Here is a 13,256-nt window from a genome sequence, read left to right as displayed (position 1 = left end):
GTCCTCGGCGCTTTCGGACAAAGCGAAAGCCCCGGCAGATCGTCTGATCCACCAGGGCTTTCTCCGGTCGGGATGACAGGATTTGAACCTGCGACCCCTTGACCCCCAGGTGGTAGGAGTAGGGCTCATAACCCACCTGACCTGGGGTTTTGCGTTTCAGGATCGCGCTTCGCACGTCACGTTTTGCAGGGTTTGCACGCGGTTGGTCACTTGATTGGTCCACTCAGCCGAGTCAGCTGGCCGCCGGCTGACCGCCCAATAGGCGCTGCTTGACACGTTCAGAATCGAGGTCGGGCACTCCGATGCGTCCACGGACGTGGCTATGCTGCACCAGCAATGCCTCAGCAAACGGACTGACGAGTGATGCAACCCAGGCGAAGTGGTCCAGCGCGTCAACCTCGACCGCCCTCACGTTCTCTAGGTCGATCACCAAATCTGGGATCTCGCGGAACGCAGGGAGGAAGTGGAACCTCCCGTGCGTCGCCCTGAGGACATCCTGATCCAGGCTCTTCCAACGGTCCTTCTCGTTATTACTGCCAGCGTTCGCGCTCGCCCACCTCTGATACTTCGGGTGCTCCGCAAGTGGGCTGGCCTTGGCGAGAAGAACGTAATCGACCTTGTCCTGCTCGAAGTCACATGCAGGCGTAAGAACTACCCACCAGGTCTGGTCCGTTGCGCGAAGTACGTCACCGGGTGATCGGCGGTCCGATGCGGGTGGATACACGTAGCGATGGCTCGGGTGAGTCGTGAACGTCTGGTCACGATCCTCGTCAAGGATTCGAGCGAGCCTACTGAGTAGCACTTGAGTGATGCCCGCGGAGTCAGTGTCTCCGGTGTACTCCGCCCAGTTCGGGGCAAGTTCCGTCCACATGTGCTTTCGGAGTACGTCCGCGGCATGCTGTTCAATATCGCTGATCGTGGTCAGCGCTCCGCTTGCAACGGCTGCTTGAATAGCGGCCGGAAGCTTGACCGTCTCCTCTTTGGTAACCACCGTCACCAAGGGACTCATCTGCTCATGATTTACCTTTTCGGGTAGAGCCGTCCAGAACACAACCGGCGCGAAACAGGCTTCCTTGATGTCCCGATAGACAGCTTGCCCAGCAGTGTCGTCCTCTGTCACAGACTCAGAGGCGTCGCGACGGACATCCAACACGACCACGTCGCTTTCACGCGCACGGACGCGTGCGAATCCCCTGTCGAAATCTGTCTCTACCGAGACTTCAACTTCGATCTCGTCGCTCTCTTCGAAAGCGTCTTCAATCTCGCGCCTCGCGTCTGCGGCGAGGTCAGCCTTGTCCTCGATGATGAGGACGCGTACCTTCTTCTTCATTGGACCCGCCTCCTGAAGGTGGCCTCGAAAGTCGCGCCGTCGAGAGGACCTTCGTCAACAAGAATGAGCTGGCCTTCGTAGATGTCCTCGACGAGGTTTCCTACGATGCTCAGGCCGAGCCCCACGCCTTCCGGCTTGCTGGAGAAGTAGGGGTCGAAAATGTGCCCACGGACCCCCTCCGCCACCCCGGGTCCAGAGTCGCTCACAACGAGGCTCAATGAGGAGTCATCGTTCAGTCGGGCGGCTGCGATCACCTTCCGCTCGGTCCCCTTTGGCTGAGTTGAGGTCCAGTAGATGGCGTTCTGGATGAGATTGATGAGGACTGTCAACATTTCAGCTTCATCGAGTTTCACGGCGACTGGGTCACCCTCTCGAACCAAGTCAACGCCGCGATCGTCGGCTTCCTGCTGGAGGATTGAGATTGCCTTGTCGATGACGTCGCTGGTGCTGATTTCCTTGGGTCGTCCGCGCTTGCGGCCGCCGAAGGGTTCGATCTGCTTAAAGAGAGAGGAGAGCAGATCGGCTTGGGTCGTCGTGTCCGACATGGCTGTCGCAGCGATCGTGACTTTCTCGCTGTCGGTGAGGTTCTTCTTGTCGAGGTCGCGAGCACCAAATCGCGCGATGTTCTTGAGTCGTGTCACCACGGTTCGGCCATCGTGGAGGACTCGATCAATAAGTGCCCCGAGAGTGGCAAGTCGGGAGTATCGCGACAAGACGTTCTGAACCTCGGTTACTCCTTCTTGGATGTCGCGGTTCTTGTCGTCGATGAGTCCGATGAGACGCTTGTCGCCAGGGTAGCTCTGGGCCAAGGCGGTGCGAATCTCCCCAAGGTCGAACCGCTCGAATAGGCCACCCTTGCTCTCCCCGGGCTCCTTCTTGGGGTGGCGCGCGGCATAGCGTCGCGTCTCAAGCTCAACGAGAGCAGCTTTCACCAGCGTCTGGAGGTCCGAGTAGGCGGTGCCAGCAAGTATGCCCTCGCGGTTCGACTGGTCCTTGAGTCCTTCGTTCGTGTCGGCACCGATGAAGACGTGACCGATGATCTGGTTGTTCGACACCCGACGGGTCGGCGTCTGGACGCGTCGCAGGTCGAGCCCGAGCCAGTCATCGCCGCTTTCACCGAATGGAAGGACTCGAAAGCCATCTCGATAGATGCTGACACCGGCAACCTCGCTAAGCGTGTCACGGAAGCCCTTCAAGTCCTTCGCGCTGGGCGCTGCACTCTCGGCACCGGTCTCCTGGAGGGTCCGCTGGATGGCTGTCTTGTCTCGGTCCCAGACATTGATCTCGAAGTCGAAGGGTCCTGCATGTGGGGAGCGCTTCTCATCGGTCCACAACTGTTTGACGCCGATATCCTCCTCCAGCGGAGGGTCCTGTTGTGCGTAGCGAAGCGTGGCGGACCCCTGGGCATCCACGAAGCCGGTGAGGCTGTAGTGAGGGGTCTGGAGTTCAGACGATGGCTCGATCGGACCAGCGAGGTCTTCTAGTCCCTCCTCGACGTCAACCAGTTCCAGGATCACCTGGAAATCGGGCTCGGCATCTTCTGCACTCGCGAGGCTTGACACTGTGCCAGGACGGGGCCGTATTAGCCGCGTCAGCGCCGTGCGCAGTTCAAGAAGGTCCTCGCGATCCCACGCACGAGAAAGGCGGTCAATCTGGACTACGGTCCCGCGGCCGTGGTGCCAGGTCTCGTTTTCGGCTGCGGAGAAGGTGTCAATGGCTGCGCCGGAGTCAGAGAAGACGTCGGGTGCTCCGACTTCCCAGGCGACCTCGATCTGATCGAGGTACGCGTCCTCGCGATCGAAGTCCGTCCAGTCGATCAGGAGTTTGACCTCGTCAGCATTGGTCATCCTGGTGACGAGCATCATCTCGTGCCCGAGCCGGGCCGCGGCGAGTCGACCGATGCCCTTCTCGCCGAGCACTCGTCGACCTCTGTCGCTGCGAGGGCGTCGTCTCTTGGTGTCGGTCGCGATGTCGAGCCACGAGCGTTGGAGTGTGGCGACGTCCATGCCGTGGCCGTCATCCCATACCTCGATGCGACCCTTCCCTTCCTCCAGCGGGCCGTGGAAGCGAATGAGAACAACGCTGGCGTCGGCGTCGTAGGAGTTCTTGACCAGTTCGATCAGAGCGACCTTGTCGCTGCTGATCAGGTCGCTGCCAAGTGTCCGGAGCAGCCGCGCCTTGGGACGGAGCGCGCCACTGCCCGAGGGTTCATGGCTCACGGCCTGCTGGACATCGGCACTCATGAGACTCGCTCTCCCCTGGACTCTGCTGGGTGTGGAGTGGCGGGGTCGAGGATTCGGGCGCGCGCCTCGGAGACAGTGATCGCACGGATCGCGCACATCCTCAATGCAGCTTCGTCGCCGCCGGAGACCAGTTGTGCGAGCGCAACCTTGATGTCAGTCCGCAGACCGGTGTGCCCTTCGGGCAGCTCCATCAGGAGGGTCACGACTTTGCTGACGTGCTCGTTGACAAGAAGTTCGTTGCCACCGCGTAATAGCGAGAACACGCGGTGCTGTGCGTCGCCGAGCATGGCTGCAACGCGCGGTGTCCAGTCCACAGACGGGCTCTCGCGGACGATGCCTCGAAGCTGCCTTACAGCGTCCCTGCGGGTCTTGCTGAGCGTGTGCACTTCGATGTGCTGGAGCGACTCGACGGAGAGGTCCGGAACGCCTCGGAGCGGTTCCATGAGCGACGCGGCGGTTGCAGCAGGAAGTCGGTGCATGTCAAGCAGAGCGGCGACCGCGGCAGCAGCGGCCGTCATGTCCGGCCCAGGGTAGAGCCACCATGCCGTCTGTCTCTGCTCGACGGCCCACAGCGACAGCCTCCGGCGCAGATCGGGAAGTCTGGGCTGCTCCTCGTGCGGCTCCGCGAGGGGCAGGATCGCCTCTGCGACGGTCCGGCCCAGTGCTGGCGGGACTGCGTTGCCGATCTGTCGAAATGCGTCACTGCGGGTCCCTGCGAAGCGGAAGCTGTCTGGAAAGGTCTGGATACGTGCCGCTTCGCGGACGGTGAGTGTGCGGTGTTCCTGTGGATGGATGTACCAGTAGCCGTCTTTGGCGATGTGAGCCGTGATCGTCCTACTCAGGTCGTCCCAGTCGAGGCGCTTGTACTTGTCGTTGAAGGTGTCGGAGCGATATCGGCGCAGGTGCTCAGGGAGGTCCGAGTACAGGGTTGAGGAGGTCATGAGCTGGAACGCCTCGCGGTCATCGTCCCGCACCGGACGTGTCATGTGGTCGTAGATGATGTCCGCGTCGTCGTCATGGAGGGTCTTGGCCAGCGCGCTGAATGGTTGGCCCATGTAGGGCAGTTCGCGCGCACCGGTGGTTTCGTCGAGCGAAGGAAGATCCTCGATCGCATCACGGACGGTCGGGCGGTGCTCCATAGGTGTGGGCCAAGCCGGCAGAGCCCCATCATTGCGTGCCTGGAGGATGAAGCGCTTGCGATGCTGCGGGACTCCGTGACGCCATGCGTCAAGGAGCCGATAGTCGACAACGTATCCGGCGCTTTCGAGGATGTCGGCGATCGCCCTGATGACGACGAGGTCATCGCCGATCGCCATGTCGGGGACGTTCTCCATGAGAACTGCGCGCGGTTTCAGTGCCAAGACAACATCGATGAACGACCGCCACAGTTCCTTCCGGGCGTCGATCTCGTCGCGCACGCCGTCGTTGATGAGGCTGCGAATCTTCGCCCGTCCAGCACGGCTGAAAGGCTGACATGGAGGGCCTCCGGCTACGAGGTCAATCCCAAGCGGGCGGAGGTTCTCGATGAGCGCGGCCACCTGGGATGGCTCAGCCATGTCGACTTCGAGTGCTTTGCCCCGGAAGTTGGCTCGGTGTGTCTCCAGTGCCGCAGTATCATGATCGACCGCAGCTACGACCGTCCACCCTGCAGCCTCGACGCCCGCTCCAAGACCTCCCGCGCCAGAGAAGAGGTCAACGGCGAGGGGACGCCCGGAGGACTTCTCTCGCCGACACCACTCCTCGAAGCTGTCGTCGCCTGGTGCGTCCGGGTGCCTCGGGAGGACGAGCGGCACTGAACGCTCCAGCTTTACTGCGTATGTCGCCAAGCTCCAGCGCTCCTTCCCGTCTAGACGTCCACCTCCAGGAGAACACGACCAACGTCGTCGTGGCGCGCGACTCGCCGAGCCGACACGCCACCTCCCACTACCTTACCGGTGCGTGAACAGAGGCACGACTGACCGCGCCACGGTGGATCACTGGTTAGCCACGCCTGGGCGGAGGGCAGTCTGGGGCCTACCGGTGGGGTCGGTCTCGTATCTCTCTGACGATACGATCCGCCACCGACACCGGGTCCTCATGCTCCCAAAAACGCAGTACGAGCCATTCACGATCCTCCAGCAGGGTCGTCGTTTGTCTGTCTCGTTGCTCGTTTCCGTCGATCTTCTCGCGCCAGAACTCCTGGTTTGTGACTGGCATCGAGAAGTGGGTCGGACACTTGTGCCAGAAGCAGCCGTCGATGAAGACGACCACGCGCATACGAGTGAAGAGCAGATCGGCGGTCCGTCGGATTCCGATCTCTGGTCGCGCGTTGACGCGGTAACGCAGCCCTTGTGCGTGCACAAGATGCCGCACAGCGAGCTCAGGCTTGGTATCGCGACCGCGGTTTCCCAGCATCGTCTTGCGTGCCGCGAGGCTAGACGCCCAGGAGTCGCCCATGTCTCAAGGTTATGTCCGTTCTGCTGTTCTCTCTATGCGGCGAGACGAGTCACACGTTCAGCCTGGCATGCGCGGCGAAGCCTGGCACGCTCACGGATCTTGGTGCGGATGAGCAGGACCGCGGTGATCGGTCCGTTCAGGATCAGCTTGATCGAGTTCCACCCGCACAACAGCACCAGAAGGTTGAGCCACCCAGGCCCACCGGCCTCGATGGTCGTGACGCACCAGTGGGCGGCGAGCAGGTATGGGATTGCGAGGAGCATCGCTGGGATGCCCCAGCGCAGTCCGCGGCGGGTGCGGGTGACGGCGAGCAGGAGGTTGGTGGGCGCGTAGCTGAGGATGCTGTGGGTGCGTACGCTGGCCGCCCAGATGAGTCGGAACATGTGCATAGTCCTCTCAGGAGTTCGACGACAAGAACCTGAAAGGACCACCCACTGCTGCGGGGGGTCATACCGTCGCGGGGAGCGACAGCGCCAATATAGAGGCCGCCTCGTCATCCACTGTACGGCTCGGCCCTGACATCGGGAAGCGCACTCGTTCACAGAGAGCGGCGCACCGGCTCCCGCCCGTGCCGCCGCTGCGGCTCCTCCCCCGGCCCTCGCACGAGGTCGCGTGCCCGATCAAGGGCGGCGCGGGCGCGGGCGGCCTCGATCTTCTGTGCATCGTTCTCGGCCGGCGCCCCGAGTGGCGCCGGGTCCGCGATGCCGTAGCGGTCGCGGTACGCGGCGACCGTGCGGGCCAGGCGGCGCCAGGTCGCGGCGGTCTTGGCGTCCTTCGGCGGGGCTCCGAGCGCCTTCGTCCATCCCCGCTGTTCGGTGAGCGCAGTGTCGAGGAGGGCGGCGGCGCGGGTCTCGATGAGGTCGCGTCGTTCGGTGAGCGCCTGCCGGAACTCGCCGCTCATGGTGCCGGTGGCTTCGGGGATGAGACCGGCAATCAGCCGGGGCATCTTGCGGGCGCGGCCGGACCCGGCGGGGCGGGCGGTGGCGCGAGTGACGCGATGGTGGAGGACGGCGGCGATGTCATCGGCATCCGAGAATCCGCGCACTCGTACGAGTCGCGGTAGCAGGGTCTCGATGTCGTGGTGGTTGGCCTCCGCGCGGCGCAGCTCAGCAGCCAATGCGCCGAATGCCGGCGAGCTGATCGCAACGTCCGCGTCGTCGTCGGTGAGTCCGGATGCGCGAACGAGGTTCGCCCATCTGTCGCGTTGGGCTGCGGCGGCGATTGTCTCGTACTCCGCGGCGAGTTGGCCGATGTTCGCCCAGGCGTCCTGCTCGGCGGTGATGGTCTCGTGGGCGGAGAGCTCGGCGCCGCCGTGCTGGAGCACCCCGAACAGCACGGAGCGGGCGGTGGCGTCAGTGTTGTCGCCGGGGTGCGGCCCCTGGTGGGAGTCGTCAGGCTTGTCGATGGCGACGTAGGCGAGGTTCGCGTCCCGGCCACGAGTGAGCGCGACGTACAGGTTCTCCCGCGTCATGGATGGGTCGACAAGGACGTGCGAGGTGTCCACGGTGATGCCCTGTGCCCGGTAGGAGGTCACCGCGTACCCGAGGTCGAGGTGTTCGGCCGCGTAGTCCGCCGGGATTACGACCGACCCGCCCCATCTGTGCCCGGCGCGGCGGAGTGTGACAGAGCCGTCGTCTCGGATGTCGGTGACGGTCCATCTGTCGCCGTTGCGGACCCAGGACCGGTCGGCACGTAGGCGGCGGTCGTTGCGGCGGGTGATCACCGTGTCCCCGGCCGCGGCGCGGGTGCCGTCGTGCAACTCGACCTCGCGCAGCGCGTTCACCGTGCCGTGAAGGATCAGATCGGTGCGGGCACGCTGGTTGAGCGCGAGGACGGATTCGTTCGAGTCGCTGACCAGCACGCTCGCCCTCCCCGCGAGCCGGTCGGCACGCCAGGCCTCGTACGCGGCGTTAATCATCGCCTCGGTCTCCCCTCCCTGGATGCGGTCGTGGTCGAGGTAGATATCGAGGACTTCGGTGCGTCCATACCGCAGGCCGAGTGATGCGGTCTTCTCCCACGGGTTCGTGAACCTGTGGATGTCGACCAACTCGGGCGCATCGTCCCGGTCGTGGGCCAGGAGGGAGAACGCGCCGCCGGCGTCGACGGACTGGAGTTGCGCGTAGTCGCCGACGAGCAGCACCTTCGCTCCCGCCTCGGCCGCCAGCGCGGTGATCCGGTCCAGGGACAGCGTGCCGGCGAGGGAGGCTTCGTCCACGATCACGAGCTGACCCGTGCGGAACGACTGGCCGGTGCGTTGATGGACCTCCCACCACTTCGCGGTGTTCTCCGTCGCGATCCCCAGGTCGTCAGCGAGGACCTGCGCAGCGACCGCAGACGGCGCCAGCCCGAGCACCGAGCCTTGGCCGTGCTCGTGCTCCCATGCCCGCCGCAACGCGGACATCGCGGTGGTCTTCCCTGCTCCGGCCGGGCCGACCAGAACATCGACGACGCGACCAGACACGGCGACCGACGCGAGCGCGGCGGCTTGATCGTCGCCGAGCACTCGCCCGTCCCGGTCGGATCTGGCGGCGATCCGCTCCACCGTCGCCAGCGGCACGGTCGGGCCGGTCCTCATGCGGGCGCGCTCGAGGAGACGGTCTTCGGCGGCCAGCAGGACTTCGGATGAGAACACCGTCGAGTGCTTCGGCCGGAACACCGAAGTGCCATCCGGACGGCGGAACGCCACCGGGCTCGACGCGAGCTCCGGCGGCGTGAGCCGCAGCGACGCGGCCTCGGCGGCATCTACGACCAGGCCGACAACCGCTTCCCGATCCACGGTGGAGGCGAACCGGTAGCCCATCGTCTGCCGAGCCGCCTCGGCGGTGAGATTCCACCGTCGCCAGGTCGACCGCTTCTCGCCCACCACCTCCACGACCGACTGGCCGAGAGATGCGATCACGTCCAGCGGGATGTCGTCGGCGCGCAGCAGCAGCGGTGCGTCGTTCGCGGTCACGTCCCGCGTCCAGGAGGTCGCGTCCATGCCGAGGATGCGGCCGGCGCGGTGCCGCCATTCGGCGGTCAGGTCAGCCAGCGACCGAACCTGCTTCTCTGGGCGGGTGGTGAGGGTGGCTTGGGCGCGGAGCTTGATGATCGTTGCCGTCGAAGGCTGACGGCCGTGCTTGTCGACATACTCGGCGATGAGCCGGTTCTTCTCCGCGTCGATGTGCCGGGATCGGGAGGAGAACTCGGCCACCAGCTCCTCCGGCACGGCCGCCACCGCCCACGCCGGATTGCGGTCCCGGCCCATCTCGCGGGACTCCCAGGAGACACCGAACGACCTCGTGAGGTGGTCGGCGAGCACGGCCTCGTGCAGCTCGGAGAGCGCGACCGTCGCGGCGTGCATGGGCCGGCCGTCGAGGGAGCGCCACTTGCCGTCCAGGACGGTCTGCACCTTGTTCGAGATGACGACATGAGTGTGCAGGTGCGGATCTCCAGCCCGGGAGTCGTAGTGGTCAAACGCCGTGGCGACCAGGCCACGGACATCTACCTGTGCAACGGCTCCACCGCGTGCGGTTGCGCCGGTGCGGGTGGCTGCAACCTCCCGTTCCATGAACGCAACCACCTCCGCAACCGCCGCATGATGCGCCTCGGCAATGAGCGCCTGCGTGCCCGCGTCCGCGACTGCCCACAGCACTGATGCGGACTTCGGGATTGAGAAGGTGAAGTCGTACCCGGCGACGGCGCGCCTCGTCCCCCGCCCCGCTTCTTCGGCTTCAATCTGCGCGACCGCCTCGGCACGCGAGGTCGGCCCGAGGCCGGGATCGAGCGCCGCGGTGCGCTCCGCGACGCGCTCCGCCACGGTCTTGTACGCGGGATACGCCAGGCCGAGCGGATCGCCGGTGACAGGGTGCCGGCCCATCCCCACAAGAAGCTGGAGCTGGGATTCGGAGACCCGATCACCTTCCACGATCACCCCGCCCAGCGTTGCGACCCCCGCGCCGAGCCAGCGACCCGGCGGGCTGCCCGCCTCGGCGTAATACCTCGTCAACGGGGTCGAGAGTGACCTGTCACCGTCGCCAGCGGCGACCGTGCGGAGCAGGTACTTGTAGCCATCGCCAGCGCTCATCACCCGCATCGAAACGGTCATACACGTAGGTGTTCGCGGTACAACCGACGTAAGCATCACAGTGGCCGCAGGTCGCCGCCGATAAAGTTGGGGAGGTGAAGAACCCGGCCGCACGCATTGTCTTGTCGGTTGCTGCTGTCGTAGTGGTTGCGTTCGGGCTGTTCTCTGTCAGCGTCGCGATATGGGGCTCGTGGTGGCGGTTCCCCAACATGCCGACCGCCGAAGAATGGTCTGCCATATTCGGAGCGTCAGCTCTGGTTGCGTTGGGGTTCGCTTGGTATCAGATTCGTCAGGTGGATCAGTCGAACAAGGCGCTGATCGCATCGAACGAACTGGCGCGCCAGGTCAACGTCGAAGCCGTCCGACCGAGGGTCCAGGTCGCCCTGGAACCCACTCGTTTCGTTCGAAAGAACCGCGGTGCACCGGCAGAGGGCACGCTTCATATCGCCGTACGAAACATCGGGGTGAGTCCGGCCCACGAGGTGCGGTTGCGCGTGAGCCCGCCGTTCACTTCCCTGGAGAAATTCTTCAAACCTGGAATGATGAACGCACATTTCGCTGAGGTCAACGAGACGTTCAGCGGCAACGTGAGCTTTCGTACGCTCAATCCGGGCAACACATACATCTGGTTCCTGGGTCAAGTGCCTGAGTTGTTTGACGACGCGTCGGGAATCCCGCGCCGCTGGGAAGTCGAAGCCGAGTACACCGGAACGGCATCTCCAGAACCGTTCCACGAAACGTTTGTACTCGACCTCGATGTCGAGAAGCGCATCGAGTTGCCTGTCGATCCGCTCGTGCGTATTGGCAAGGACATCGAGGCCGTCGGAAGCAAGCTCGAAGCAATCAAGGGCGTTGTTCCGAAGAAGCTCACGCTCAGCGACAATTCCTTCGAGGCACTTGGGAGGCGCAGCCGCGGGATACGATCTTCGGCGGTCGGTGCACGGCGAGCGCCATCTTGGCTGCGAAGGCCCCGTTGACATCGAGGTGGTTGCTCGCGTAGCTCCTCAGTGACCTGTTCGGGTTGCAGACACAGGCTGAGGGTTGCGCCAAATGAGCCTCCAGTTGCGGCGGCAATCCGCGAGGTATTGCGCCCGCGGCCGCGGCCGGCTCCAAGTTGCTGGTCAACACGATCACCCTCCACGCCTTCGGTGGCCGAGCCGCTCAGCTACGGGTATGCGTTACGCGCCGGAGGTCATACAGCCGGAATGCTTCGCTCAGGGTCATGGTCGCCGCTGCGATAGCAGGGCCGACATCGTTGTCGAGGTCTCCACGTAGCCGCACGATCGAACCGCCCGACTCCTCGCGTATGACCTGATTTCGGTCGAGTCGCATGACGCCGAAATGATATTGCGCGTGGGCAGCCGCACTGCCTGATCGCCAGATTGCCTGCGTCGCACCGATGAGGAGGTCGTCATCGACGCCGTGCATGTGCTGTGCGACCCAGTCGATCGCCCCGGTCTGATGGAACCGAATCTTCGTGACGTCCTCTCGCAGGCCGAGCGCAGTCGCGACCCTCTGCAAGCTGGCTTGCCGCTCGCGCAGTTGCTCCAGGAGGCCCGTACGAGCCTCCTCGGGTTTGCCTTCCGGGATCTGCATATCGCGGAAGGATGTGACCTGAACACGAAGGTCGTCGGCGCGGAGCCTGAGCGCCCGCTCGCGACGTTCTTGCCGCGTTGGCGGTGCGAGGACCCACACCGCGTTCACCGCCGCGACGAACGCGGTCCGCGCAACGGTCATGTAGGCCGTCGGGTACATCGTGCTTGTTGCTCGCATGGCATCGATCGCGAAATCCAAGTGCTCGGAGGAGATGCACATCGAGTACCAGACAGGGTTCTCGACACTCAATCCGTCGACTGAGTCGGCTGCGAGCGAGCTTCCAGGCTCGGGCGACATCGGATTCTCTGCACGCTTGCGCCAGGCATCGACCGCTTCCGAGATACGGTCCAGACGCCTAAGCCACTCATTGTTCTCGGGCGGTGGAGGCTGCCGCCCGGGTCGCCGCTTCGTCATAGCCGCACCATATCTCCGTTTACACGCCCACCTTCGCGACCCGCTCCACCTCGACCTGCAAGACGCGTGGTGCCTCTGAGGGGCGGTCGGGAGGACGGCTCCAAACCGTGCCTCAGTTGCCTCGGGACGGCTACGGGAGGCGGTGCGAGCACCTGGCAGGTGACCAGCCCGGTCAGAAGTCACAGAGACGGGACCGGGGATCACCGATCTGGCGGAGTCCTCATGCGCGAATCGAACGACGAGAACAACGATCACCGCCTACGGGCCGGGTCTCTGTTCAGCGGTTACGGCGGGCTCGACCTCGCCGTCGAGCACACCTTCGACGCCGAGACCGTCTGGTTCTCCGAACTCAACGAACACGTCGCCCGCGTCTTCTCCCACCACTGGCCCGACGCTCCCAACCTGGGTGACATCACCACGATCGACTGGAGCCAAGCGCCGCCGATCGACATCCTGTGCGGGGGCTTCCCCTGCCAAGACGTGTCGACGGTGGGCAAGCGGGCCGGCCTTGCCCCTGGCACTCGTTCTGGGCTCTGGTCCCATATGGCCGTCGCGATTGATGCGCTGCAACCACGGTTCGTGGTCATCGAGAACGTGCGCGGGTTGCTCTCATCCCCGGCCGTCCGCGCACCGACAGAAGGAGACGACCATGAACAACGCAACCCCGACCCTGCAACCGCCGAGGCTGCAACCCTTCGCAACGTGGAACTCGACCCGTGGGGTCTGGGAGACGCCGCAGCTCGACCTCTCAGGGCAGCCGGCGCCGTGCTCGGCGATCTGGCCGACCTGCGGTATGACGCGCAATGGATCGGCCTACCAGCGTCCTTTGTCGGCGCTCCTCACTCCAGGTTTCGCATCTTCATCCTCGCCAAACAACAAGAGGCTGTTCCGGACGCCGCTGGCGACCGACTCGACTCGGGGAGGCGAAACCCTGGAGCAAGTGCGTGCGCGCCGGGGAACCATCGCCCTGTCGCACCAGATCATCGACCTAGCCCTCAACGGGCCGGATGGCTCGCTGAGCAGGAACGACGGTTCAGAGATGCTGTGGCCACTAGTCGAGGACATCTTCAACGCTGGGGACGCTATGGTGACGCCATCGCCCAATGGGAGCACATCACTGGCCGAGCGGCACCAGCCCCGGCGCTTCTGAGCGACAAGACCGGGCTGCGGC

Annotated in this window: 9 protein-coding genes and 1 pseudogene; 3 read left to right on the top strand and 7 right to left on the bottom strand. The window is 64.5% G+C overall.

The window, feature by feature from the left end; translation table 11 throughout:
- Positions 1–232: 232 nt before the first annotated feature.
- From J0I43_RS06465 to mobF, 6 genes are all read right to left on the bottom strand, one after another.
- Positions 233–1,330, bottom strand: a complete 1,098-nt coding sequence (locus J0I43_RS06465; protein ID WP_292860825.1) for a hypothetical protein — start codon at positions 1,328–1,330, stop codon at positions 233–235.
- Positions 1,327–3,573, bottom strand: a complete 2,247-nt coding sequence (locus tag J0I43_RS06460; RefSeq protein ID WP_292860821.1) for an ATP-binding protein — start codon at positions 3,571–3,573, stop codon at positions 1,327–1,329. The genes J0I43_RS06465 and J0I43_RS06460 overlap by 4 nt, the downstream gene beginning before the upstream one ends.
- Positions 3,570–5,399, bottom strand: a complete 1,830-nt coding sequence (locus J0I43_RS06455) for a DNA cytosine methyltransferase (protein ID WP_292860818.1) — start codon at positions 5,397–5,399, stop codon at positions 3,570–3,572. The genes J0I43_RS06460 and J0I43_RS06455 overlap by 4 nt, the downstream gene beginning before the upstream one ends.
- A gap of 187 nt (positions 5,400–5,586) precedes the next feature.
- A complete protein-coding gene (locus J0I43_RS06450; RefSeq protein WP_292860815.1) occupies positions 5,587–6,009 on the bottom strand; it encodes a very short patch repair endonuclease in 423 nt (140 codons plus the stop codon).
- Positions 6,010–6,041: 32 nt separating this feature from the next.
- Positions 6,042–6,392, bottom strand: coding sequence for a sulfate permease (locus J0I43_RS06445; protein ID WP_292860812.1), 351 nt, complete (start codon positions 6,390–6,392; stop codon positions 6,042–6,044).
- A gap of 155 nt (positions 6,393–6,547) precedes the next feature.
- Positions 6,548–10,096, bottom strand: a complete 3,549-nt coding sequence (gene mobF, locus J0I43_RS06440; RefSeq protein ID WP_292860810.1) for a MobF family relaxase — start codon at positions 10,094–10,096, stop codon at positions 6,548–6,550.
- Between the two features lie 74 nt (positions 10,097–10,170).
- Here mobF and J0I43_RS06435 point away from each other — a divergent pair, with 74 nt between their 5' ends.
- Positions 10,171–11,052: a hypothetical protein gene (locus J0I43_RS06435; RefSeq protein WP_292860807.1), complete on the top strand. Its 882-nt coding sequence runs from the start codon at positions 10,171–10,173 to the stop codon at positions 11,050–11,052.
- 184 nt (positions 11,053–11,236) lie between these two features.
- On the opposite strand, the gene J0I43_RS06430 is transcribed toward J0I43_RS06435, so the two are convergent.
- On the bottom strand, positions 11,237–12,085 hold the full coding sequence (locus tag J0I43_RS06430) for a hypothetical protein (RefSeq protein WP_292860804.1): 849 nt from the start codon (positions 12,083–12,085) through the stop codon (positions 11,237–11,239).
- A 222-nt stretch (positions 12,086–12,307) separates the two neighbouring features.
- On the opposite strand from J0I43_RS06430, the pseudogene J0I43_RS06425 reads away from it, so the two are divergent.
- Both J0I43_RS06425 and J0I43_RS06420 read left to right on the top strand, forming a co-directional pair.
- Positions 12,308–12,694, top strand: a pseudogene (locus J0I43_RS06425) (DNA cytosine methyltransferase); the annotation flags it as partial.
- 40 nt (positions 12,695–12,734) lie between these two features.
- On the top strand, positions 12,735–13,235 hold the full coding sequence (locus J0I43_RS06420; protein ID WP_292861992.1) for a hypothetical protein: 501 nt from the start codon (positions 12,735–12,737) through the stop codon (positions 13,233–13,235).
- The last annotated feature ends 21 nt before the right edge of the window (positions 13,236–13,256 follow it).

Source organism: Microbacterium sp. (genome assembly GCF_017305435.1).
Classification (GTDB): domain Bacteria; phylum Actinomycetota; class Actinomycetes; order Actinomycetales; family Microbacteriaceae; genus Microbacterium.
Note: the sequence above shows the minus strand (reverse complement) of the source record. Positions and strands in the feature narration are given on the sequence as shown.